The sequence below is a fragment of the Desulfohalobium retbaense DSM 5692 genome (assembly GCF_000024325.1).
GTDB lineage: Bacteria > Desulfobacterota > Desulfovibrionia > Desulfovibrionales > Desulfohalobiaceae > Desulfohalobium > Desulfohalobium retbaense.
Genome location: NC_013223.1, coordinates 2,701,423 through 2,726,808 on the forward strand (window position 1 = coordinate 2,701,423; position 25,386 = coordinate 2,726,808).

The 25,386-nt window shown below is 59.5% G+C and carries 16 protein-coding genes; 6 read left to right on the top strand and 10 right to left on the bottom strand.

Translation table 11 applies throughout. The features are described 5' to 3' along the window. Nucleotides 1-698: 698 nt before the first annotated feature. A complete protein-coding gene (locus DRET_RS11850; protein WP_015752784.1) occupies nt 699-2,045 on the top strand; it encodes an ATP-binding protein in 1,347 nt (448 codons plus the stop codon). Nucleotides 2,046-2,425: 380 nt separating this feature from the next. On the opposite strand, the gene DRET_RS11855 is transcribed toward DRET_RS11850, so the two are convergent. Further along, a complete protein-coding gene (locus DRET_RS11855; protein ID WP_041282048.1) occupies nt 2,426-2,623 on the bottom strand; it encodes an ATP-binding protein in 198 nt (65 codons plus the stop codon). Between the two features lie 363 nt (nt 2,624-2,986). Between DRET_RS11855 and DRET_RS13165 the strand changes: the two genes are divergently transcribed. Next, nucleotides 2,987-6,937, top strand: a complete 3,951-nt coding sequence (locus DRET_RS13165) for a PAS domain S-box protein (protein WP_015752785.1) — start codon at nt 2,987-2,989, stop codon at nt 6,935-6,937. After that, nucleotides 6,930-8,042: a response regulator gene (locus tag DRET_RS11865; protein ID WP_015752786.1), complete on the top strand. Its 1,113-nt coding sequence runs from the start codon at nt 6,930-6,932 to the stop codon at nt 8,040-8,042. Before DRET_RS13165 ends, DRET_RS11865 begins: the two co-directional genes overlap by 8 nt. Before the next feature lie 263 nt (nt 8,043-8,305). Here DRET_RS11865 and DRET_RS11870 read toward each other — a convergent pair whose 3' ends face one another. Together DRET_RS11870 and DRET_RS11875 are read right to left on the bottom strand one after the other, a co-directional pair. Further along, nucleotides 8,306-8,599, bottom strand: a complete 294-nt coding sequence (locus DRET_RS11870) for a hypothetical protein (protein ID WP_015752787.1) — start codon at nt 8,597-8,599, stop codon at nt 8,306-8,308. Between the two features lie 788 nt (nt 8,600-9,387). Then, nucleotides 9,388-11,544 (bottom strand): methyl-accepting chemotaxis protein, encoded by a 2,157-nt coding sequence (locus DRET_RS11875; RefSeq protein ID WP_015752789.1) that lies wholly within the window; start codon nt 11,542-11,544, stop codon nt 9,388-9,390. A gap of 640 nt (nt 11,545-12,184) precedes the next feature. On the opposite strand from DRET_RS11875, the gene DRET_RS11880 reads away from it, so the two are divergent. Both DRET_RS11880 and DRET_RS11885 read left to right on the top strand, forming a co-directional pair. Further along, nucleotides 12,185-13,141: a protein kinase family protein gene (locus tag DRET_RS11880; protein WP_015752790.1), complete on the top strand. Its 957-nt coding sequence runs from the start codon at nt 12,185-12,187 to the stop codon at nt 13,139-13,141. Nucleotides 13,142-13,276: 135 nt separating this feature from the next. Next, nucleotides 13,277-13,786, top strand: coding sequence for a universal stress protein (locus DRET_RS11885; RefSeq protein WP_015752791.1), 510 nt, complete (start codon nt 13,277-13,279; stop codon nt 13,784-13,786). Nucleotides 13,787-13,972: 186 nt separating this feature from the next. Here the strand turns inward: DRET_RS11885 and DRET_RS11890 are convergent, their stop codons facing one another. The 5 genes from DRET_RS11890 to DRET_RS11910 all read right to left on the bottom strand — a co-directional run bounded on the left by DRET_RS11890 (nt 13,973) and on the right by DRET_RS11910 (nt 22,340). After that, a complete protein-coding gene (locus DRET_RS11890; protein ID WP_015752792.1) occupies nt 13,973-15,499 on the bottom strand; it encodes a BCCT family transporter in 1,527 nt (508 codons plus the stop codon). A gap of 3 nt (nt 15,500-15,502) precedes the next feature. After that, nucleotides 15,503-16,303 (bottom strand): universal stress protein, encoded by an 801-nt coding sequence (locus DRET_RS11895; RefSeq protein WP_015752793.1) that lies wholly within the window; start codon nt 16,301-16,303, stop codon nt 15,503-15,505. A 249-nt stretch (nt 16,304-16,552) separates the two neighbouring features. Next, nucleotides 16,553-19,669, bottom strand: coding sequence for an efflux RND transporter permease subunit (locus DRET_RS11900; protein ID WP_015752794.1), 3,117 nt, complete (start codon nt 19,667-19,669; stop codon nt 16,553-16,555). Then, a complete protein-coding gene (locus DRET_RS11905; protein ID WP_015752795.1) occupies nt 19,666-20,898 on the bottom strand; it encodes an efflux RND transporter periplasmic adaptor subunit in 1,233 nt (410 codons plus the stop codon). The genes DRET_RS11900 and DRET_RS11905 overlap by 4 nt, the downstream gene beginning before the upstream one ends. Further along, the gene (locus DRET_RS11910) at nt 20,895-22,340 is read right to left on the bottom strand and encodes an efflux transporter outer membrane subunit (protein ID WP_015752796.1); all 1,446 of its coding nucleotides are present in this window, start codon (nt 22,338-22,340) and stop codon (nt 20,895-20,897) included. Before DRET_RS11910 ends, DRET_RS11905 begins: the two co-directional genes overlap by 4 nt. A 504-nt stretch (nt 22,341-22,844) precedes the next feature. Here DRET_RS11910 and DRET_RS13170 point away from each other — a divergent pair. Further along, complete coding sequence (locus DRET_RS13170) at nt 22,845-23,246, top strand: gamma-glutamylcyclotransferase family protein (protein WP_015752797.1); 402 nt, start codon at nt 22,845-22,847, stop codon at nt 23,244-23,246. Between the two features lie 161 nt (nt 23,247-23,407). Here the strand turns inward: DRET_RS13170 and DRET_RS11920 are convergent, their stop codons facing one another. Further along, nucleotides 23,408-23,722: a cupin domain-containing protein gene (locus tag DRET_RS11920; RefSeq protein WP_015752798.1), complete on the bottom strand. Its 315-nt coding sequence runs from the start codon at nt 23,720-23,722 to the stop codon at nt 23,408-23,410. A gap of 220 nt (nt 23,723-23,942) precedes the next feature. Next, nucleotides 23,943-25,364: a multiheme c-type cytochrome gene (locus DRET_RS11925; RefSeq protein ID WP_015752799.1), complete on the bottom strand. Its 1,422-nt coding sequence runs from the start codon at nt 25,362-25,364 to the stop codon at nt 23,943-23,945. Nucleotides 25,365-25,386: the final 22 nt, after the last annotated feature.

Sequence of the window (25,386 nt, forward strand, 5' to 3'; positions counted from 1 at the left end):
GTGTCCTCGGCAATCGGCACTCGAAAATTGCGACAACTTGGGGTCCAGGCTCCCTCCCCCTTGCCAAGGGGGAGGGTCGGGGAGGGGGTGCTGGGTTCGATCGTAGCAGTCCAACGGCTCTGCCCACGACTAGGGACCCCACCCCTGCCCCTCCCCTTCGCAAGGGGAGGGGAGCAAGGGCCAGTGCTGACGCTCGGATCTGATGCCCATCGCGTGTCGCGTGGGGTCGGACCTACGCAACCCCCTGCGCTCAAAGAAAAAACACTCTCCCAACACCCCATTATGAAGTTTAAAACGCCCATTTTGCCCCCAAAATGGCGGCCCTACAACGTCTGGCCCCGTACGGTCTAAAGGCAGGGCTTGGCCCCCTCTCCCCAGACGTGATCACCCAAAACTGCCCACCGCCAAGGCCAGGCCCGCCGGCCAAGGCAGATCCGCCTTGCAAACCCGAAGAAAATTCTCCCTCTGGCGGCTATGCACTTTTAACGATCCTAAAAATGGCAAGCTTGCACATTTTAGCAACCTCATATTGACAGCCACGCCATTTTTGGTAGCCTTCCCTCACTGGGGAGCAGCACGCGAATCGTCCCAGGCACGACCAGCAAAAAACGCTGGGCAACCGGAGCGCCGGTACCTCCCCGGAGTCTGCATCCAACACTGCTTGCATACCAGTGCAGGCATCGTTTCAGGGAGTCTATATGAAGCGCGCGCTCTACACCAACCTCGTCAACTGGAAGCACTCGGCACGGAGGAAACCGCTTTTGCTCCGAGGCGCACGGCAAACCGGTAAGACCCACCTGATTACGCAATTCGGCCGCACGGAATACGACAACCTCATTACTATCAATTTTGAGCGCGACAGATCTGTTGCCGATTTTTTTACGGAAACCCTGGACGCCAGACAACTTGTGCAAAACCTCGCCATATACACCGGCCAACACATACGCCCGGGAAGAGATCTGATCTTTTTTGACGAAATACAGGCGTCGAATAGGGCGCTCAACGCCCTCAAATATTTCCATGAACAGCTTCCGGAGTACCATATTGTCGCAGCTGGCTCGCTGTTGGGCATCGCCCTCTCTGGGCCGGACTCGTTTCCGGTAGGCAAAGTCAACTTTTTGGATCTCTACCCACTGACGTTTTTCGAATTTCTTGACGCCCTAGGACAAAGTGCACTCAAAGACCTCGTGCTTCGCGCCGGTCCACCCCAACCTTACCCGCAACCGCTGCACAAACAACTGTTACACTACCTGCGCTTTTACTATTTCACTGGCGGCATGCCTGAGGTTGTCGCCGTGTATGCCCAAAACAATGACCTGGACGAAGTCCGAGAGGTCCAAAACGAGATACTCAACGCCTATGCTTTCGATTTTTCCAAATACGCTGCTGGACCAGACATCCCCAAATTACGCATGATCTGGGATTCGATACCCGGTCAATTGTCGAAAGAAAATAAAAAATTCGTCTTCAAAGCCCTCAAACAGAGCGCACGGATGCGGGATTTTGAGAATGCCTTGCAATGGCTGGAAAATGCAGGGCTTATCCATCGTGTTTTTCGGATCAGTACAGTACAGCGTCCGCTTCATGCCTATCGCAGGGAAAACATTTTTAAACTCTATTGCCTGGACGTCGGCCTTTTGGGAGCCCTTGCCGGCCTTCCGGCCAAATTGACGGTCCAGGGAGAGGACATTTTTCGCGAATTCAAGGGCGCTTTGGTCGAAAATTATGTGCTCCAGGAACTCAAGGCTTCTCGGAATTGCCGTATGTACTATTGGGAAAGTGAGGGGCGGGCAGAGGTTGATTTTGTGGTCGAAACTTCCGAGCAAGTGCTCCCCCTAGAGGTGAAAGCAGGGATTAATACGAGAAGCAAAAGCCTCCAGGCGTTTGATGCCAAATTCCATCCCCCCTATCTCGGCCGCACCTCCCTGGCCAATTTGAAAAAAGACGACCGGATCCTCAATATTCCATTATATGCGGTCGGCACCTTTCCCTGGCGCTTGGAAGGAGACGCCACGCCAAATCAGCAACACCCCTTGCATCCGTGAGTTTTGCCTCTTCCCACGAACGAACGTCGCGCCAGCCGCAAATGGTGAGCACTGGGGTCGTGAGCACCGGGGTCACATGAGCCGGACGCACTGGGGTCGGGCCTACGCAACCCCCTGCGCTCAAAGAAAAAACGCCCTCCCAACACCCCATTATGAAGCTTAGAACGCCCATTTTGCCCCCAAAATGGCGGCCCTACAACGTCTGGCCCCGTACGGTCTAAAGGCAGGGTTTGGCCCCCTGCCCAGGCGTAATCACCGCAAATTGTAACCCTCCTAGTGACAACCCAAAATTGACCAGGCGTGATAACGCAAATCTGACCCCCCCTGGGATTGATTCAGGGTAGCCTTCCCCACCCCAGGGGGTGGGGAAGCGGCCGGTCTTAGTTACTTGCCTGGCCTTGCAGTGCCTCCTGTAGCCGGTAGCTCTGCCAAGAACACTCAATGATGTGGGCCTTGTGGGTGAGCCGGTCCAGAAGGGTCGCTGTCAGGTTGGCGTCGCCAAAAACCTGGGTCCAGTCCCCAAAGCCGAGATTGCTGGTGATGATCAAAGAACCGCGTTCATGGCGCTCAGCAAGCACATGTTGTGTCGGCTTCGGCTCCGCCGGAGCCGACGTACGTATTTACTGAAAACGCGCTGTTGCCGATGCTTATGGAGCAATCCAGCTGCCCTGTCTGCGTTGCCGCAGGCTTTGGAGATCGTGGAGGACGAGGGCAGAAGATCGATTTCGATACCGATCCCGATCCTGATTTGGATGGAGCGTCGCCGCTGCTTTCCTTACCGTCTTCTGACCTCCCTCCCCCGGGGATAGACCGACGGAACAGCTTAGGGTACAGCTTGCAGGACTCGGGCGCTACCAAAAGCACCCATCCAAAAGATCGGGGTCACACCTCACGCACCTTCAGACCACCAAGCCTTTTGCCGCAGACAAGGACGATTGCCGATGCCCTCAGCCCCGACTCCGTCTGAACGCCGTCTCGCCCGCCATTGTGCCGAGGCCTCCCGTGCGCCGTTTCTGGTTTTGGACCACACGCTTTGCATCATTGCCGCCAACACCAGCGCGGCGGCTTTGCTCCAGACATCGGCCGACCTTCTCCCGGGACAAAAACTGCCTGATTTTGCCGGGCAAGGGCAGCCGTGGCTCGCAAAGTTATGTGCCCATCTGCACCGTTTCCCGGTCTTCACCGATCTCGAACTCGATCGCGGTATAACGGCCAACAGTCGGCTTTTCGCCGGTGACACCGAAACGCCCCGCCTTCTGGCTGTGGGGCTGGACCTGCCCAGTTCCCACCCGCTTCCGGGCCGGGATACCACCGATGCGGAGCACCGCTATCAAACCCTGGTGACCAACGCCCCGCTGCTGATCCAATCCGTGGGGCCAGACGGACTGTTTCAGTTCGTCAACCCGGCCTGGGAAGAGACACTGGGGTACTCGCAGGATGAAGCACTGCAGATGTTCTTTGAGGACATCATCGCCCCGGAACACCGCTCCCATTGCCGGAATCGTTTTCAAGGATTGCTGCAGGGCCGGGAATTTCGCGACATTCGCGTCCCGATGCTCACCAAGGCTGGACGGATTATCCAGACCGAAGCCCATCTCTTCCCCCGTCTGCAAAACGGTGAAGTAATCGCCACCCAGGGCATTTTTCAGGACATCACCGAACGGCTCCAGGCTGAAAAGCGGGAGTTGGCCGCTCAGCAGCGTCTCCGGGATTTTTTCCAATTGGCGCCGGCGGTCATCTACCGCCTCGATCCAGACTCCTGGCAGGTCCTGGACGTAACGCCCTATGTCAGCGAACTGCTGGGCTACACTATTCAGGAAACGCTGGCTCCGTCCTGGTGGCGCGACCACCTCCATCCCGAGGACAAACACGCGGCGTTTGAGGCCAATGCCGACCTCTTCGCTACCGGCAGCGTGGCTCACGAATACCGCATCCGCCATAAAAAAGGGCACTGGGTCTGGGTCCAGGACCGCATCAAGCTCATCCGCGACAACCAGGGCCAGCCGCAAGAGATCATCGGGGCCTGGCTCAATATCTCGGAACGGCGGGCCCTGGAAATCCAGCTTCAGGAAAGCGAAGCCCGCTACCGAAACATTTTCAACAATCACCATACCGTGATGTTCATCATCGATCCTGCAAACGGCCAAATCGAGGACGCCAATCCGGCGGCAGAGACCTTTTATGGCTGGGACCGAGCTACTTTGCTGTCCATGAATGTCGCTGAGATCAACACCCTGACCGAGCGAGAAGTCCAAGAGGAAATGCAAAACGCCCGTCGGCAGCGGCGAACCTATTTCGAATTCCAGCACCGGCGCGCCGATGGCAGCGTCCGCTTTGTCGAGGTCTACAGCGGGCCGGTCCATCTCTATGGCCGTAACCTGCTCTATTCCATTGTCCACGACGCCACCGAGCGGGTTCAGGCCCGCGACGAGATCTGGCGCCAGAAAAACCTGCTCGCCTCCATCAATACCATCCTCCATGACGCCCTGTATTGCGATACCGAGGCCAAAATCGCCGAAAGCGGTTTGGAGGCCGCCCTGAAATTGACCGGCAGCAGCGGTGGATGGGTCGGGATTCGAACTCCGGAGGGCAAGGTGAATACCCTGGCCTTGCAGTGGAGCGGTTCTGAGGGGACGCCTCACAAGGGACCGCACCAGCTCCAGGGATTGCACATGCAGGGCCTGTGGGGAGCGGTTATCCAGCAGGGTGCCTCATTGTTGACCAATGCTCCGCAAAAGCATCCTCGTTTCGAAGGACTGCCTGAAAACCACATCCCGCTGCAAAACTTCCTCGGAGTGCCGCTGCAGCAAGGAGGGGTGACCATTGGCTTGATCGCCCTGGCCAACGCTTCCGAAGGGTTCACCGAAACCGATCGCACCACTGCGGAGGATCTCTCCGTCGCCCTGGCCGAAGCCCTGCAGCGCAAAAAGGCCGATCAGGCTCTGCACGCCTTCAATGCTGAACTTGAGGAGCGGGTCCGGGCCCGGACCACTGATCTGGAAAAGGCCAACACCGCCCTGGAAGAAGCCAAAGACGCCGCCGAGGTGGCCAACCGGACCAAATCCGCCTTTTTGGCCAATATGAGCCACGAAATCCGGACGCCCATGAACGCCATTCTGGGCATGCTCCACTTGATCAAACAAACGCATCTGTCTGCAAAGCAGGCCAATTATATGGACAAGGTCCATACCTCAACCGAGGCCTTACTCAACATCATCAACGACATCCTCGACTTCTCCAAAATCGAATCCGGCAAGCTCCAATTGGAGCAGACCGAATTCGATATCGAAACCGAGATGCGGACCGTGGCGGAATTGTTGGGGCTGGAGGCCCAGCAAAAAGGCATTGTGCTCAACTTCGATCTGGACCTGAATGCTCCGGAACGATTCGTCGGCGATGCCATGCGATTGCGCCAGGTCCTGATCAACCTGGTGGGCAACGCCATCAAATTTACCGAGCACGGCCATATCCAGGTCACCCAACGCCTGACGCAGTGGGTCGAGGCCCAGGCAGAATGTATTTTCGAGGTCGAAGACACCGGACCAGGCATTGCCCCGGGACAACAGGAACTGCTCTTTCAGGCCTTCAGTCAGGCCGACGCAAGCACCACCCGGGAATTCGGGGGAACCGGCCTGGGACTGGCCATCAGCAAGCGGTTGGTGGAAATGATGGGCGGGGAAATAGGCTTGCAGAGCACCCCCGGCCAGGGAAGCCGTTTCACGTTTCGCGTTGTTTTGGATGTGCCGCCGCACACACCGCCTCTGCTCCGATGCGGGCCGGTGGTCGGGATGGACGCCACTGCCGTAGCGGTCTCGCCCGAGCCTTTGGTGACCAAAACCATCGGGCACATTCTTCGCGCCTGGGGGTGGTCCTGCCTGGAAGCTTCGAACTCCGATGCGGCGCGGACGGAGTTGGACGACGGCGCCTGTCCCAATGTCGACGTCCTGCTCGTGGACACTGCCGAGAGCGGGGCGAGTTTGACCCCCTTGCTGATCCACCCCGCGGTCGGTTCGGCCCCTGTTATCCGCATCCAGAATGACACCACTTGGACCGAAGACGCACCGCTGAACGTGACGCTGCCAATTTTTCCGTCCTCATTGGCAAACACCTTGGCCAAGGCGCTTGGCCTGGTCGAGAGTGCCACCGAAACCCAATCCGAACCGGCCGTGGACCCCGCTGCCAATTCCCACCACCAGCCCCACGTTCTGGTCGTCGAGGACAACCTGTTGAATCAGGAGGTGGCCCAGGAAATCCTCGAACAGGCTGGCATGGCGGTCACCCTGGCCGATACCGGGGAACGGGCTTTGGAACTCGCCGCTGAACATGCTTTCGATGTCGTCCTTATGGACATCCAGATGCCGGGTATGGACGGACTCCAGACAACACAGGAACTGCGCCGCATGGCTGACAAAACGGGCAAGCATTTTTTGCAGAACCTTCCGGTCATCGCCATGACCGGTCACGCCATGAAGAGCGACCAGAACAGGTGCCTGGCCGCGGGCATGGACGACTTCATTGCCAAGCCGTTTCGGATCGACCAATTGTTCGCCACCTTGCAGCGGTGGCTTCCTGCCCTGGCTCCCCAGGAAAAAGGAAGTGCCCCTTCTTCGGCTGACAAGGGCCGCGGCGAAGCGTCACTCCAGTTTACAGAAAACCCCGACACCCCCCGCACGCTTGTGGAAGCGCTGGAAACTCTGCAGCAGGCGGTGTCCTCGCGCAAACCCAAGCAATACAAGTCGGCCTGGCAGGATCTGCGAAACCACATCTGGCCGCACCACTTGGCCGCAGACATGCGTACCTTGAAATCGGCCCTGGACCGCTATAGATTTGAGGACGCCCTGCGCCAACTGGAGACCGCCAAGTCAAAACTGCAAGGAACTCCGCGTGCCTGACCTTTCCGAGAGCACTGTGCTGGTTGTTGACGACGCTGAAGCCAACGTCGACATCCTGGTCGACATCCTGGGCAACGACTACGACGTGGCTGTTGCCACGGACGGGCCGAGCGCCCTGGAATTCGCCTTTGCCGCCCTGCCGGACCTGATCCTTTTGGACATCATGATGCCCGGCATGGATGGGTTCGAGGTCTGCCGCCAGCTCAAGGCGACCGAAGCCACAAAGGACATCCCCATTGTCTTTGTCACCGCCCTGGGCGACCCGCGAAGCGAAATCCACGGACTGAAACTCGGTGGAGTGGACTTTCTGAGCAAACCGCTGACCCCGGCCATCGTCAAGGCACGGGTCCACAACCACCTCGAGCTCAAGCAGGCCCGAGCCGCCCTGCATGACCAGAACAAACGGCTGGAGAATGAAGTCCACCGCCGGACCAGAGAACTCGTTCTGACACAGGACGTGACCATTGAGAGTCTGGCCACCCTGGCCGAATACCGCGACCCGGAAACCGGGGGGCACCTCCAGCGGACCAAAAATTATCTCCGGCTCCTGGCGGAGCACCTGGCCGACCACCCCAGGTTCCACGAGATCCTGACCCCCAGCTACATTGCCTTGCTCTGCAAGTCCGCGCCACTGCACGATATCGGCAAGGTCGGCATCCCTGACGACATCCTGCTCAAGCCCGGTCGGTTGACGCCCCAGGAATTCGAAATCATCAAACTCCATCCGGTCTACGGGTATGAAGCCTTGCGCCGGGCCTCTGAACGGCTCGGCTTCAACTCCTTTCTCGAAGTGGCCCAGGATATCGTCTACACCCACCACGAGAAATGGGACGGTTCGGGTTACCCCAGAGGGCTCCGCGGCAAAAACATCCCCCTCGCTGGCCGGCTCATGGCCTTGGCCGACGTCTACGACGCCCTGATCAGCAAACGGGTCTACAAGGATCCATTGCCGCACGATCAGGCCGTGGCTGTCATCGAATCTGAAAGCGGCGCCCACTTCGACCCGGATCTGGTGGCCGCCTTTACCGCCCTCCAGGACCAATTCCGGGACATCGCGCTGCTTTACGCCGACTTCGAAGAAGAGCGGTGCAATCTGAAGCACTGAGCCCGGTCTTCAGCACGCCAGGCGCCGGCCTGGCGCTGTCTTTCTGTGACGCTCCGCAGTCTCGCCGTCTTGCTGTCAACAGTCCTCCGTCCTCCGCCATCCGGCTTCTTCGAATTCTTCAATGCCTCAATCCTTCAATTCCTCAATTTTCCCAAATCCCTTTCTTCCCTTCGTGAAAACAAAAAAAGCCCCTGACTGACGCCAAGGGCTTCGAAAGATCTACGAGGCGCCGCTTCTTGGCGCCGTGTCAGAACAGGACAAATTTACTCTCGAACGGCGGTCTCCTGGAGCAGTTGCGCCTGGACCGAGGCGGCTTCATCAGCATCCCGCCATTCCACATCAAGAAATTCCGCCGTCCACTGCTTGTAAATCGGATTATACCAGATTCCGCCAACATAGTTGTCCTGGTCCCAGACCACAGCCTGGAATCGGTTGTGGCGCAGCCGTTCCAACAGACTGAGGACCTGGCTGACACTGTCTTCACCTTGCAATTCTTTGCTGACGACTTCGGCCTCGCAATGGGTCATGGTTTCTATGGTCAAATTTTCTAAGGTCATACGGCATCGACTTCTGGTTAAGGTTCCAAGGACACACCGCCTGCCACTCCCCCAAAAGGAGTGCGCGCCGAACCGAAAAACAGGGACAAGGGAGAAACCTTCAGGGCAGGGCGCAGCAACATTGAGAAAATCCTGGGCAGGGGCAACACTCTCCTGATCAGAAAAAAACACAGTTTACTCCGATCTGGACCGGTGCACAAGGCATCATCTCCGACTGTGGATAGAGGACGGAGGGCAATGGACAGGGGGCGGCAAGCAGAGTAGCGGCGTCGCCTCTCCAAATCGCTATCGGGATCGGGATCGAAATCGATCTTCTGCCCTCGACCTCCACGATGTCCGATGCCTGCGGCAACTGAGACAGCGCTGCTGGGTTGCCCGGTGAGCCTCGCCTGTGCTGCACTGCACGTCCCGGGCCGGGCAATGACGGTCCGACTAACGTCTCTGGCGTCTTCCGTCGTCCGTCCACTGTCTTCTTTCTTCGGACTGTTGCCACGGTAAAGACTGCTTCGTTCACACCCGATTCACGACTAGAGGTGTTGGCCTCGTGGGTAGAGGTCAGAACTTTGTCCACTGACTTTGTTGGCCTGCATTGAAGAAGGGCACCAGATCCAACCGTCAGCACTGGCCTTTGCTCCCCTCCCCTTGCAAAGGGGAGGGGCAGGGGTGGGGTCCCAGTCGTGGCATTGGCGTCGGGCCGCAACGATCGAACCCAGCACCCTAAACGCACCAGGCCCGGCACAACACTCTCTGCCGGGCCTGGTGCAAAGCGACTTCAAGAGGCCAGATTTCTAGAAATCCTTGAAGCTCTCATCCGCATCCAACGGAATGACCTGATCCGCTCTGGAACCGCGTTGTGTGGGACGTGCGGCGGAGGGAGAATGCCCCTGGTTCCAACGCTCCCGGCCTTGCCCGCTTCTGAGCGCTGGTCCGGAGGGAGCAGATGTTGCACTCCTCGCCATTTGCTCACGGCGCGCCCGGCCTTCGACCACACCGACCAAATCCTCGACAGCGCGCTGCAATTCCTCGGCTTGAGAAGCGAGTTCCTCAGAGGCGCTCGCCGTCTCCTCGGAGTCGGCCGCGTTTTTCTGGACCACTTTGTCCATCTCGGAAACCGCGGTGTTGATCTGTTCAATCCCCTGGGACTGTTCCTTGCTCGCAGCCGCGATCTCGGCAACCAGGGTACCGACCCGTCCGGCGCTGGTCTGGATCTTTTCCAATGAGGTGGACACTTCGCCGGCGACCTGAACGCCGTCCTCGGCGTTCCCCTGGGCCTGCTCAATCAAGGCTGCCGTATTCTGCGCCGCCTCGGCCGAACGTTGAGCCAGGCTGCGCACTTCTTCGGCCACCACGGCAAATCCCTTGCCGGCCTCACCGGCCCGGGCCGCCTCCACGGCCGCGTTCAAAGCCAGCAGGTTGGTCTGAAAGGCGATATCGTCAATGGTCTTCATGATCTTCGAGGTCTCTTCCGAAGACTCCTTGATGGCTCCGATGGTCGTGCTCATCCGCTGCATGGCCTGGACACCTTCGCTCACCACAGTTCCGGCCTCATCCATGGCTTGCTCGGCCTGAGCGGCGTTGCTGGCGTTTTGCTGCGTCTGGGAGGAGAGTTCCTCGAGGCTGGACGAGGTTTCTTCCAGGCTCGACGCCTGCTCGTTCGCGCCTTCGGCGATGCTCTGGCTCGAGGAGGAAACCTGTGTCGAAGCGGAAGCGGTCTGCTCGGCCCCGCTGGAGAGCCCAGCGACGATTCGCTTGATCGGTTTGGCCAGCGACCTGGAAAGCCAGTACGACAGGGCGATCAGAACCACCGCCAGAACAAGGCCACTGAGGAGCATGATCCGGACCATGTTTTCCACAGATCCGTCGAGACGGTTTTTGATCTGTTCATAAAAATCCTGGTAGACGCTCGCTCCGATGACCCAGTCCCAGGGCTCGTAATAGACCAAGGCGGCCACTTTTTCCCGGGCCACCGTATCGGCGGCGTTTTTCCAGGGATAGCGGTAATAGACCACGTCCCCATCGGCAGCCTTGGCTTTTTCAATCATTTCGCGGACAAACGGGGTGCCATTATCATCAGTGGCGTCGAGAATATTCTCCCCATCCCGTTTGCCCCCTTTGGAAATAAGGTATTCGCCTTTTTGTTCTCCGCTTCCCCCGAGCACGAAGGCGTACCCTTCTTCACCCAAATCGACATTCATGATCCCCTTACGCAGGGATTTGATATTTTCTTGCAACACACCGGTATACAGGATGCCGATGACGCGCCCTGTGCTGTCGGTCAAAGGCGAATAGGCCGTGAGATACCAGTCGTTGACCACATAGGCCCGTCCGTAAAAGGTCTCCCCGCGCAAAACGGTCTGCACCACAGGATTGGCTCGGCCATCAGGATTGGTGGCCGGGATGAAGGTGCCGATGGCCCGGTTGCCGTCGTTCTTTTCCACATTCGTGGCAACCCGAAGCATATCCCCGCTTTCATTCATGCGCTGAAACACCGTACAGGTTCCGCCAACGAGATTTTGAACCTGGTCCACCAGCGGAACGTTCCGACTGAAGGATTGGACTTGGCCCAGCCATTGCCCGCCGAGTTCCATCTGCGGCAAATCGACCTGGTTGCTGTCCCCGGAATACTGGTTGACCGCCGACCAGGTGACGTTTGTCTCGCTGAGGGCGACGCCGCCCTCGCGGCGTAAAAGTTCCTGAGCCACATTGAGATCGGCCTGGACTTTCTGGCGCACCGCCTCGTCCTGCGACTTGACCATAGCCTGCAGGCCCTCGGCCACATTCTCCAATTCCCGCTCAGCGGTCCTTCGGACTTCGCTGTGGAGGTCCTTTTCCAGCGCGTGGTGCTGAAAAAATAACACCCCCAACACGACCGTCATCGTGGTCACCACGGCCAAGAGCGACAGGCCCATGATCTTGCCTTGAAGACTTTTTATCCGATTGAACATGAAAAAGTATCTCCTTTGCATCCGTAATCGCGGGCACTGGCAGGAAGCTGCTCCAGCAGCTCAAAAACAGCCCCATGGTTTTTTCTCGTTATATTGCACACTATTGCGAACAATAACTGTTCTCATAGTCAAGAGTGAACCTCCTGTCAAACCTTTTACAGCCCTGATTGGTCGGAATTGTGGGCCGCAGGTGACGGGCGGGTGACGGAGGACAGAGGGCGGCAAGGGATTCTTACGAAAGACAGAGGACGGATGGCAGTGGACGGAGGACAGAAGACTGGAGACGAAAAGAAAAGCAGCTACGGTACCCATCCAAATCGCTATCGGGATCGGGATCGCTCTTCTGCCCTAGACCGCCACGATGTCCGAAGCCTGCGGCAACTGAGACAGCGCTACTGGATTGCCCGGTAAGCCTCGCCTGTGCTGCACTGCACCTCCCGGGCCGGGCAATGACGGTCCGAATGGCGCCTGTAGCGTCTTTCGTCATCCGTACACGGTCTTCTTTCTTCGAACTGTTTTGCCCCTACGGAATCGATGGCAAAAAAGAAAAATTACGGCGGACAGCGAAGCTATGCCGTGATATGGCTCAGGTGACTCCGAAAAACCACCAGTCGGGCTTGTGACCCAGCGGAGGTCGCCCATGGCCGAATCTGTCCACAATCTGGTCGCGAACTACTATCCGCAATTCCCGCGCCGGTACTGCCGGCGGTTGGTGACCGACACCAGTAATTTCGCTGGAATCGACTACGGTGATGTTATCGTTCTCGAAGGACAGCACTACCTGGTGCTCAACAACGAGGCAGAACGCAAATTCGGACTCGAAGATCCCAAATTCTGGGTCAAACGGTGCCGCTGGTTGGAGGGCGGCGACTCCAGGATCCTGAAACTCGTCTTCCACGAACGTTTCGAGGAACGCATCGGCAGCGTTCGGGTCCACAGTTACCGCAGCGGACGCAAGGAAGCCCGAATCCTCGATCTCGTCAGGGACGATCCGCGGTTCATGCAGGGGGTGGCCGCCCGGGACAGCCGGGGCAATATCGTCCGCATCCTGGAGATTATCCGCGGACGGCGTCTCGACGAATGGGTCGACGCCATCGAAGTGCCACACAAGGAGTATTTTACCGCGTATCTCCCGCAACTCCTGGAAAAATTTCTCGGCTGCTGTGAGGCCATCGCGTTTCTCCACGGTCACGGGGAACGGCACGGCGACATCCGCAGCGACCACATCTGGGTTGAACGACGGAGCGACGCCTACCGCTGGATCGACTTCGACTACGACTACGCCTTCCACGAAAACCCCTTCGGCCTGGACATCTTCGGTCTCGGCAACATCCTGCTCTTTCTGGTCGGTAAAGGGGTCTACATGGCCAACGACCTGGCCCCGGAAACGCGGTTTACAGCGGATGACTTCTCCCTTGTTTTCCGAACCCGGCTGGTCAATCTGGGCAAGCTGTTTCCGTATATCCCGCCGGCGCTGAACAGGATTTTGATGCGTTTTTCCCAGGCCTCGGAGGTTTTTTACGATTCAGTCGAGGAACTGATGGAGGATATCCGGGCAACACCCCTCTCCAACGAGGGACAGGAACAGCCCGGATAACGGCTTTGGACAGCCCTGAGCCAAGGGCCGAGACATCGATAACCGGTTCGCAGTGGCGGCAGCCTGAACCGCTGCTACCTGCATAGAAAACACCCCTCCAGGGAATACGGCCGCAAGGCCAGGAAAGGAGGAGCCATGGACACCACAAAATTCCTGATCGCTGTGGACGCGTCGGACAACGCCCTGCGAGCCGTGACCTACACCGGGGATGTCCTGGGGGCGCTGCTGTCCTCAAGCGGCGAGGTCCCGTTCAGGGTAACCCTGCTGTACATCGAACGGCTCCCGGACCGGGATTATTATGCGGATGAGGGGGCCTGGAAAACGAGTTGCGAGGCCCACCGCCGAGATATGCGCGATTTTCTGGCCCAGGCGGGGCAGCTCCTCAAGGACAAAGGGCTTCCCGAGTCCGCTGTGGATGTCCAATACCTGGACAGCTGCAGTTCGCCGTTTCTTTCCGAAGGGGCGGCATGCAGCCGGGGCACGAGCATCGCCCAGGAGATCATGCGCTATCTCCAGGCGGGGGAGTACGGCACAGCCGTGGTCGGCCGGCGCGGGGTGTCCAAGGCTGAGGAATTCCTGTTCGGCAGTGTCTCGAGCAAGATCATCCACTGCGCCCGGGACTGCACGGTCTGGGTTGTGGCCTGATTTCATGGGAAGAGGGTGCTCTTCATTTACTGGTGGCCAGCGCCTCGTCGTGCTGCCTGCGCAGGCTAAAACAGCATCGGTTTCGATACCGATACCGATGGCCAACAGCGCCTCTTCTCTTTCCCTCTACAGGCTTCCGTCTTCTGAGCTATTCCACCATGTGGCATATCTCTGGCCCCGGGCGGCTCAGCCCTCCTCGTCCAGATCCATGGTCTTGGTATGCGGCTGGCGCCATTCATAGCGCATGCCCAGCCACAGACAATAACACAAAACGAGCATGATGATCGTAAACGGCAGGGCCGCCGTGATGGACATGCGCTGCAATGCCTCCAGGCCCCCGGAAAACAGGAGGATGCAGGCGGTGGCCGAAACGGTTACGCCCCAGCTGATCTTCTTCCAGTTCGAAGGGCGCAGCGCCCCGCCGGACGTCATCATGGCCAGGACGTAGGTCGCGGAATCGGCGGAGGTGATAAAAAAGACCATCAGCAGCAAAACCGCAATCATGGTCAGGACCCCGCTCAAGGGGTAATAGGAGAAGAGCTGGAACAGGGCCACGGAGACATTCTCGGCCACCTTGCCAGCGATATCGATCTGGCCCTCAATCTGAAGATGGAGGCCTGCTCCGCCGAAGACGCTGAACCAGATGAAGGTCAGCAGGGTCGGCACGAGCATGGCCCCGAGGATGAACTCCCGGACCGTCCGCCCGCGGGAGATACTGGCCACGAACAGCCCCACGAACGGGGCCCAGGAAATCCACCACGCCCAGTAGAAAAGGGTCCAGGACTTGGTCCATTCATACCCCTGGAAGGGATTACTGGAGAGGCTCATATCCAGAAGGGCACTGAAATAGCCGCCCAAGGTGGTGGTCAGCACATTGAAGATATAGGCTGTCGGGCCCACAATGAGCATGAACGCCAACAGCATCAACGCCAGCAATATATTCGTCTTGCTCAGGATCTGGATGCCCTTGTCCAGGCCGGTCATGCTCGAGATCATAAAGAGCACGGTGACGATGCCGATGACCCCCAATGTGGTCGAAAAGGCGTCCGGCAGAGGGGTGACGCTGGCCAGCCCGCTGGTGATCTGCAAGGCGCCCAGCCCCAAGGAGGTCACGATACCGAAGACTGTCGCCAGGACCGAGAGAATGTCGATGAGATGCCCCAGCGGCCCATAGATCCGCTCGCCAAGAAGCGGATAAAAACAACTGGAGATCAGCGGCGGCATGCCGCGGCGAAACGAAAAATAGGCCACGGACAAACTCATGACGATGTACACCGCCCACGGGTGCAAACCCCAGTGGAAGAAGCTGTGGCGCATGGCAAAGGCGGCCGCATCCCCGGATTGGGGCTCGATATACCCCGGAGGGTGAGCGAAGTGGCTCAATGGTTCGGCGACTCCCCAAAAAATGAGGCCGATGCCCATACCCGCGGCAAAGAGCATGCTGAACCAACCGAAATAGCTGTACTGCGGTTTCTCGTGATCGTGGCCGAGTTTGAGCCGGCCGAAGCGGCTACTGGCAAGAACGACGCTGAAGACGAGAAAAAACAGGGAGCCCAGGAGATAGCCCCAACCGAAGTTATCAATGATATAGGCATGAAGCAGCGCCGAGACAGAGTCCAGCACATCGGGATCAAAGACACCGATGCCGATAATGGCCAGGGAAATCGTCCAGGCCGTGAAGAAGACCACGTTTTTCTTGACAAACCCGCGCATGATTTACCTCTTGCTGGGAATAACGAGCACTGAACAGGGAGCCCGGTTATAAATCGCTTCCGCCGTGGAGCCAGTGAACCGGCTCATGATGCCCCGAGCGTCGATCTTGCCGATGACCAGGAGATCGATCTCCTCCTTTTTGGCCTGGCGCAGGATCTTGCGCTCCACGCCCAGCCCCAGCACCTCTCGTTTCTCGATTTTTTCAAAACCGTTCTGGCATTCAGAGGCCAGCCGGGCCAGATTGGCGTAAACATTCTCCAGTCGTTTCTTTTCCGTCTCCGGATCCGGCGCCCGTTGTCCCACATGGAGTAAGATCAGTCGCTGGGCCTTGAAGGCCTTGTGCCGAATATACTGGATACAGGTCTTGTCCGAGTGCTTGAAATCCGTGGCGTACATGCTGCTGTGCAGCACTCCCCCGGTATGAGCGGACAAGCCCCTTTTGTAGATCATGATCGGCTCGTCGCTCATGCGGACCACATCGCTGATGACGCTCCCGGCCACGGCCTTTTTGATCGGATTTTTCCATTTTTTGGTAAAACAGATGATGCTCTGCGTTGCCTCAGCCGTCGTCACGACCTGGCTGGGCACATGACCGTAGCGCACCAGGCGCTCCACCGGCAGCCCGAGTTCGCGCATGCCCTTTTCGATCCGGTCGATCCGCTTGATCGGGCGCGAACTGTTTCCGGAGGCCACATAGAGCAGGTAGACCTTTTCCGGTTCAAAGGAACGGATGAATTCCGCCTGGGCCAGAACCGTATTCACAGGACTTTTCGCATACACTGGAAAAAGAAAATTGCGCAGCATGGCTGGCCTCACAGTTTGCTGGTCTTGGGCCTGAAAAAAAACACGGCCGTGACGCGGGAAGACCCGAGCCACGGGAACAGAGAAATTGCTGTCGGCTTCGGGGGCAAAAACGGATCGATTTCGATACCGATCCCGATACCGATTTGGATGGAGCGCAACCGTTACGCCTCACATTCTTCAATGCTTCAATGCTCAATTCTTCAATTCCTGAATCCTTCAATCCCTAAATTCCTAAATTCACCAACCCCCTCAACACTGCAAATCCTCCGCGGCCACGGACGAGGGCAGCCCCGCCAGCCGTTTGCCGTCCTCCAGGATGAGATACAGGCAGGGGACCAAAAGCAGGGTAATCGTGGTAGCAAAGACAATGCCGTACCCCAGGGAAATGGCCATGGGGATCAGAAACCGAGCCTGCATGGAGGTCTCCCAGATCATCGGCGCCAGCCCCCCAAATGTCGTCAAGGTGGTCAATAAAATGGGGCGGAAGCGCTGTTTGGCGGCGTTGATCACGGCCTGCACCGTGCAGGTTCCCGCACGGCGGCGCCGGTTGGCGAAATCGATGAGCACCAGGGAGTCGTTGACCACAACCCCGGCCAGGGCCACGACCCCGAACAGACTCATGACACTCAAGGAATAGCCCATGATCAGGTGCCCCAAGACCGCGCCCACCAGGCCAAAGGGGATGCAGATCATGATGATCAGCGGTTGGAGATAACTTTTAAACGGGATGGCCAGCATGGCGTAAATCCCGAGCAGGGCCAAAAGCAGCCCGTAAATCAGCGCGGAGACGCTCTCGCGGATATCCGCCTGACGCCCCTGGAAACTGAAGGACAACCCTTTGTACCGCGAAGCCAGTTGGGGCAGGACCTCGGCCTTGAGTTCCTGGACCAGCCGTTCGGTTCTGGAACGCGGTTGGACATTGGCGGTCACCGCGATAACCCGCCGCCCCTCCGTTCTGGAAATGGCGGTGTAGGCCCGGCCGGGAACCAAACGCGCCGCATCACGCAGCGGGATTTCGCCCCGGGGAGACTGGAGAACGAGATTCTCCAGCGTCGCTTCGCGGCGGCGCTGGTCCTGCGGCAGGCGGATGCGGACCGTGACCTCGTTCCGGCCCCGCTGCAGCTTGACCGCTTCGGCGCCGTACAGGGCGTAGCGGACCTGATTGGCCACTTCACGGGAACTGAGTCCGGCCCGGCGTCCGGCCGGGAGGAGGTGGATATCGTATTGCCGTTTGCCCTGGGCCGAGCCGTCGTCGATGTCGCTGACCCCGGTATAGTCCTCAAGGGTCTCAGCCAGAGACTGGCCGGCGGTTTCCAGCGTCTCCTGATTGCGGTGACTCAAACGCACCGTGAGTGCCTTCCCCGATCCCGGCCCGCCACGGTCAGCCTGGAATTCAAGGGACTCCAGCCCGGGCAGTGGACCGATCTGCTCACGCCACGCCCGGGTTACTTCCGAGGTGCTCAGGGGGCGGGTTTGGGCGTCGGTCAAAAAAAGCCGGATGGTGATCGTGTTCTCACTGACCCGGGAAAAGATCCCTTCACCGAGTTGTTCCTCTCCGTTTGCCTCCACCACCTCTTGACCGGCCTGGACCAGGCGCGTCTCGACCTGCCGCACCCGCTCGGCCGCCGTTCCGTAGGGCAAGACAGCCTCAACATAGGCGAAGTCGGATTCCACGGTGGGAAAGAGTACCAGGCCCATCCGACCGGACTGGATATAGCCCACGGTGGCCATGAGCCCCGCAAGGGCCACGGCCAGGACACTATAGCGGTTGCGCAGAACAAAACGGAGAAAGGGGCCGTAGACAGCGGCCACGAAACGCTCGAAGCGGTCGCTGAACGCCGCCTGCAACCGGGCCAGCGGCGCCAGGGGACCTGCACGCCATCCAGGGCGCTGGTGGCCGAGGTGGGCGGGGAGAACCAGCAGACTCTCGATCAGGGACACCAGAAAAACACAGACGACGACGATGGGGATAGAACGGAAAATCTTGCCCATCATGCCGGGGACAAAAAACAACGGCAAAAAGGCCAGCATATTAGTCAACACGCTGAAGGTCACCGGCATGGCCACTTCACGGACCCCGGCCACCGCGGCCTGAAACAGGGGCTGCCCCTGTCTTCGCTGGGCGTAGATATTCTCTCCGACGACGATGGCGTCGTCGACCACGATCCCCAGGGTCACGATAAAGGCGAACATGGTCACCATGTTGATGCTGAAACTGGTCAACGGCAGGAACAAAAAGGCGCCCAGAAAAGAAATGGGGATGCCCAGACTGACCCAGAAGGCCAACCGCATTTCCAGAAAAATGGCCAACAGGACAAAGACCAGACCCAGGCCGAGAAAGGCGTTTTTGAGCAGAAGCTCGGCGCGTTGATTGAAGATTTCGGAGAGATCACGGACCACCGAGATCTGTAACGGTTCCGGCAGTTCCTCATTGAACGCTTCGACCACCTTTCTGGCCGCAGTGGCCACCCCGACCGGGGTCTGGTCGCCGACGCGGTAGACCTCGATCATGAGCGCTTTTTGGCCGTTGTAGCTGGCCCAGGCGTCGGTGTCGGCAAAGCCATCGGTCACACTGCCGATATCCTCAAGCAGAATCCGGCTGCCGTTGGTATCGTTGAGAATCGGGAGTTGCCGGTACTCCCGCGCTGTTTCCCGCAGATCCTTGACCCGGACGAGGATATCCCCACCCGGCGTCTCCAGGGTCCCGGCCCCGACCTCCAGGGAGGTATTGCGGACTTCGCTGGAGATGTCCCCGAGGGTCAGGCCGTAACGCCGGAGCTGCTCCTGCGGGACCTCGATCTTGATTTCCAGATCCCGGGTCCCGACCAGATCGACCTGAGTGATGCCCGGATCGTTTAACAGCGCATCCCGGGTCTGTTCCGCGGCGTTGCGCAGCACATGCTGGTCCTGACTGCCGTAGAGAACGAAGGAAATGACTTCCCGCTGCCGGGAAGCGATGGTCACACTCGGTTCTTCGGCTTCGTCCGGGAACGTATTGATGCGATCGACTTCAGCTTTGACATCCTGCCACAAACGGTCGAGATCCGCGCTTTCCTGGGCCTCGACGGTCACCCGGCCGACGCCTTCGGAGGCTGTGGAGCGGACTTCTTTGATCCCCTCGACTCCCTGGACCGCCTCTTCCAGGGCCAGAATGATCCCGGATTCGACCTCCTCGGGGCTCGCGCCGGGGTAGGGCACGGAGATGGATACCGTGTCCAGGGAGAATTCCGGAAAGACCTCCTGGGTCACGTTCTGGCCGATGATCAAGCCACCGACCAGCAGGACCAGCATGAGCAGGTTCGCGGCCACGGTGTTGCCGGCCATCCAGGCCAGAGGGCCGCGCTTCGGACTCGCCGATTCGTTCATGAATCGCCTCCGGCGTTCTCAGCTCTGGTCTGCGTGGCGTTGGCGGCCTCGCCCTCTCCGAGAAGACCCGCCCGGCGCAGGCTCATGCCCTCCACCGGTGTCGTCAGATCCGAAACGATCAGGCGGCTGCCCTCTGCAAAGTCGAAGGGCACGATCACATCCGTGGCGCTCTTCCAGAGCACTTCAACAGGTTTGACCCGCAAACGGCCCTGCCGGTAAAGCCAGATCTGATTGCCCTGATGCAGGGCCGACCGCGGCACCCGGGCCACCTCTTCAAAGCTCCGCCCGGTGATGACCACCTCCACATAATCCCCCAGAAGCAGCCCCGCTTCCTGGGTGGTCTCGATACCCAGCGGATCGGAGACGGAAATCAGGATCTCCGCCATCCGGGCCTGGCCGCTGAGACTGCCCGTACAGCGCAGGACCCGGCCCTCCCAGGTCGCACTGCCGGTCTGGGAGCGGACCGTGACCTCTGTTCCCGCGGCCTGTCCCGGCGGAATACACATGGCCACCAGCCGGTCCACGGGGACCTGGGCCGCGATCCAATAGCTCCCGGTTCCGACCAGTGTCGCCAATTGCCCCTGGGCGGAAACCGCAGTGCCGCGGTCGACATGGCGCTCGAGGATGAGGCCGTCATAGGGGGCCGTGACGGTGGTCCGGCGCAAATCCAGCCGGGCCTGCTCCAGATCAGCCTGGGCACTTTGGACCTGGGCCCGGGCCTTTTTGAGCTGGGGCTTTCGCAGGGCGAGGGAAGTCTTGTTCAGCGTCGCATTGTCCGCTCTGCGGGCCATATCCCATTCCTGACGGGCGATCTCCTGCTGTCCCTGTTCCAGAGCCAGATCCGCTTCGGCCTGGGCCAGAGCGCTTTCCTTGCGCTTTACGGCCAGCCTGTAGTCGGCAGGATCAATGCGCACCAGGGTCTCGCCCTCGGTCACACGGCCTCCCGGTCCCCATTGGGGATGGACCGCGGTGACCGTCCCGCCCACCTGGGCCCGGACCACGGTCTTTTGCGCTGGCTGCACCGTCCCCATGGCCGTGATCGAGGCTTGGACCGTGGTCGGCCGAAGGGGAATGGTTTCCACCACCACCGGTGGAGGAGTGGGCCGTTCGCCCCGCTCGACGTGGGGGCGGTTTTGGACAAAATACAGGGCCACCGCAGCACCCACGGCCAAAATCACCAGCGTCACCAGTCCTTTAAAAACCACTTTCAGGCGTGGGAAACGGCTCATTGCTCTTGCTCCATATGTCCTTTCTGAAAACCAGCTCTCGAGACGCTTTTCCCGGAAGCGCTCAGGGAATCGGTCCAGGCATTGCCCAGGGCACGGTAGACGCCGACGCGCTCCGTCAGGAGTTGTGCCCGTTGCTGGACCAGCTGCCGTTCGAACTGGGCCACGCTGGCCTGTTCGGCAACCACATCCACATAGCCGCTCTGACCGTTGGCATACCGCAAGCGAGCCTGAGACAGCGCCTGACGGGCGGCTTGCAGCTGCCGCCGGGTCTGGGCCACAGCCCTGCGCTGCGTCTCTTCGTTGACCAGTGCGTCACGGACATCCTGAAATGCTTCCAACACGACCTCGCCGTAATCGGCAACGCGTTGCTCAACCACCGCCCGGGTCCGTTCGACCTCGGCCAGTCGGCGCCCGCCGGAAAACAGCGGCGCAGTCAGATTGCCGGTCAATCGTGAGATCCAGCTCGTCCAATCCAGACTGAACATGTCGTTGGTGTAGGTCCGGCCCGCGGACAGGGAAAGACTGGGGAGCATGTCCGCCTGGGCCACGGCCACCTCCCAGTCCGCGGCCCGGAGTTTGAGCCAGGCGGCCTGAATATCCGGACGTTCGGCCATAAGGCGGGCTGGAAGGCCGGCTTCAGGGAGGGGGAGCAGATCAGGAAACCGCTCCTGCTCCAGGCAGAGCGCGTCAGGTCCCGAGACGCCGACAAGGGTGGCCAGGGCGTTTCGCGCCCGGCCCAGCCGGGCCTGCAAATCCGGCAGACTGCCTTCGGTGGCCGCGACTTGCCGCCGTTGTCGGGTCAGGGTCGGGCCGTCAATGGCCCCGTTTTCATAACGGATGCGCTGCAAGCGCAGGACCTTTTTTTCGGCCGCGATCTGGCGGCGCAAGCGCAGGACCTGCTCACGCAGCGAGAGCGTCTCGAGCCAGGTGGCCGTAATCTGTCCCACGACACTCGCTGCTGCCGCTTCGACATCCTGCCGGCTGGCGCTGGAACTCAGGACCTGGGCCTGCCGCGCCGAGCGCGCCCGGCCCCAGAGATCGAGTTCGTAGGAAGCGCTCACCCCGTAGGACATCTCGTTCGCGGAAGTGGTCATATCCGTCTGTTCCCGGTAGGACCGGGTCCGCTCCCCCGTGCCCGAGCCCTCAAGGCTGGGCCACAGGCTTGCCTCGGCCCGGTCCAGTTGGGCCCGGGCCTGGCGCAGACGAGCCCAGGCCGAACGGATGCTGAAATTGTGTTCCAGAGCGGTTTGGACCAGACGATTGAGCTCAGGACTGTCCAGGGCTTTCCACCACGGCGCCGGTACAGCCTGCTCTTGCGCCTCGCTGTCAAAGGTCTCGGGCATGGGCACCGGCGCAGTGGAATTGCGCGCAGGAGGATGAAACGGCATACAGCCGGTCAAAACAATGCTTGCGACACCAACCAGAAATAGACACCGTTGCATGGAAGATCATCCTGTTAAAAAGACTGCGGCAATGCCCCGGGCGGCGAAGCGCAGCATGTGTTCGGAGGCGTTCGCCTGTCACAACACTCCGCTGCGATTGAGCAGACGATGCTCCCCCGCCTGGGGAAAAATTGACCGCGACTTGCACGGGAAGGGGCTGAGCGATTCGCCCAGAGAAGCTGGCGCAAACCGTGCCCCAACGCCGGAAATTTTCCACAAAATGGGCTTTGCCGGGGAGATTGTCAAAGGGGGGCTCCCCTTTCATTTTTTCGGAATATCCGCTCATTGGGGGGGGGACAATTTCGATGGCCGACACCTGCAGCGTTTTTCCCGTCATTGTCAGGCCCAATTCGCTCTGCACAGCGCATGCTTCTGTCACCGGGCAATCCAGCGGCAAGGCCTGCGTTGCCGCACGAATGCCAACCCTAGAACCAGGGAAGGGAACCGGTACTTTTCAATGGCTTCCCGGGATCGCGCCCCCGAGCTCCAGAACAAGGAAATCCCATGGCCAGTTTGTTTGTTTACGGCACGTTGATGGACGCCGAAGTCTTTTTCGCCGTCACCGGCACAGCACCCCCTGAGGCTGAAAAGGCCCTGCTCCGGGGATTTGCCCGCTACCGGGTGCGCCAGGCAACCTATCCCGGCATACTCCCGTGCCCCGGCGGCCAGGTTGAGGGGGTGGTGCTGCCCGACCTGCCAGGCGCGCTCTGGCACCGGCTGGACGAATTCGAGGGACCGCTCTACGAGCTCCGCCCGGTCACCGTGAGCACAGTTGGCGGCTCGACCGCCGCTGCCTGGGCCTACATCGTCCCCCGGCACCTGGGCGCTCAGCTGAGTAAGGAGCCCTGGAGTTTGGAACGATTCCGTCGTGAAGACAAGTCCGCATTGCTGAGGGCCCTGGGCTGAAGAGCCGGCAAACTCCAAAAATCCACAGGATCCGTCAAAGAACCAAAAAATCTGGGTGCACTGCGTTTCTCTGGATTCTCACAAATGCCGCTTCAAAAAAATCCCCCGCCGGGTGGTCCGGCAGGGGAGAGGAGGAGAGGGGCAAAGGATATCCTTCTGGATTAGATCGGCGGCGCGATGGTCACCAGGACCCGCATGTCGGTCTCGGCGCGAAAGCCGTGGGGCTCGCTGATGTCCGCCACCAGAACGTCCCCGGCGCGGGCCGGCAGGGTCGCATTGTCCGCACCCAGGAATGCGCCGTTGCCCTCGATGACCGTCACGGAAAGCTGACCTTCGATGTCGTGGCTGTGCACGGGGACTTCCTGGCCAGCTTTGAGATTGAAATTGATGATCTTGAAATAGGGGGAATCGTGAACCAGGACATTTTTGGGGGCTTTCTCGCCCATCGGATTGTCGTACAGATGTGTGTGGTGCATACCAACCTCCATGTCTGAGGGATACGTTTGTGCGCGGCCGGGTTCCCGGCCTGGCAATTGCACAATGCCCTTTCCGGCCGCCAAAGACTTTGACCTGCATCAAAAGAAACGGACCCGCCACAAATTGATGTCGTGCCAAAAGCCGTGATTACGCCCGTCCAGATCAAGAAAGCCGGGCCTTGAGCCCGGCTTTCTTGATCGCATCCATATTTTTCCCACGCTAGTCCTTGTCGCCGAACAGGACCTCGGGGCGCGTCGTATCCCCGTTGGCATTGGGGAAGTTTTCATACTTATGGGCCTTTTGCCCGGTATCCAGGAGATGCTGGGCCTCGGCCATGAACTCGTTGAAACTGTGCTTGCACTCGTAAAACCCGTGCCACCAGGAGTAGTCCGGGGCCATCATGGCCGTACCCATCCGGGCCCGGCGGCCTTCGTGGTGCCAGAGTTCGTAGAAATCCACCTCGAGCTTTTCGTCGAAGAACTTGCTGTCGTCGAGCAGTCCTTCGGCATAGAGCTTGTCCAGCATTGCCTTGGCTGGTTTGAAATAGACCTCGTTGTACTCTTCAACACTCTTGTCCAGTTTGGCGTAGTGGTCCTTGACCCAGGTCTCGCCGTGGCATTGCATGCAGATTTCCTGCATCTTTTCCCGCTCGACCTTCCAGTTGGTGTCGGCCGGGAAAGGCTTGAAGTTTTCCGGACGCACCGTCAGCGGGGCCTGGGTTTCCCAGGAGAGCCGTTCAGTGACGTCGTGGGTGGTCATGACCTCTCCCGCACCGGACATGTGACAGGAGGCACAGGTCGGGGCCCGGTAGTCAACACCCGGTGTCCAGGTCCCGGGAGCGGACTTCCATTCGTACTCGTCGCCGAAGGCGGTGTAGATATCACCGTGTTTGGACTCCATATAGATCTCGATCTGCGGGTGGTCCGGACCGAGGTGGCACTGCCCGCAGGCTTCAGGTTTGCGAGCCTCCATGACTGAAAAGCGGTGCCGGGTGTGACAGCTGGTGCAACTGCCCTTGCTGCCGTCGAGATTGATCCGGCCCACGCCGACGTTGGGCCAGGTCTGGGGATCGAGTTTGCCTTCCGGCCCTTTCTTGAGCACGGTCCCGTGGCAATAAAAACAACCGGAGGAACGCTCCCAATCGGAGTTCATCCCGTCGTTGAGCCAGGGGTCGATCTTCCAGATGATCTCCAGGGTGTTGGCGTGCTTGCTCTTGCTGTACTGCTTGACCTCGTCGGGGTGACAACGGGAGCAATCCTTGGGCGTGGCCATGGCCGCGACAGGGACACGGTATTCCTTGGTCCCCCACTTGATGTCCGAGCGCTTGTATTGTTCGTAGTGGCTCTTGGAGACACCCGGTTCGTGTTCCTCCGCCTGGTGGCAGTCCAGACAGGTGATATTCGCCGAAGCGTGACGACTCTTGGCCCAATCACTGAAAATAGCCGGTGTCTCCTGCTTGTGGCATTGGATACACGCCTGGGCCTGTTTGGACATGGACCGCTCGATGCGGAACTCTTTTTCCTTGAGCATATTCTTCCCCGCCGGGACCGTCCCGTTGCCCTGCTGGGCCTGGACTGCCAAACCTCCGGCCAGACATATGCCCGTCACAATGAGGCTGACAAACCGTAATTTCCTGAACATCCCTCTCCTCCTTTGCCTTGCA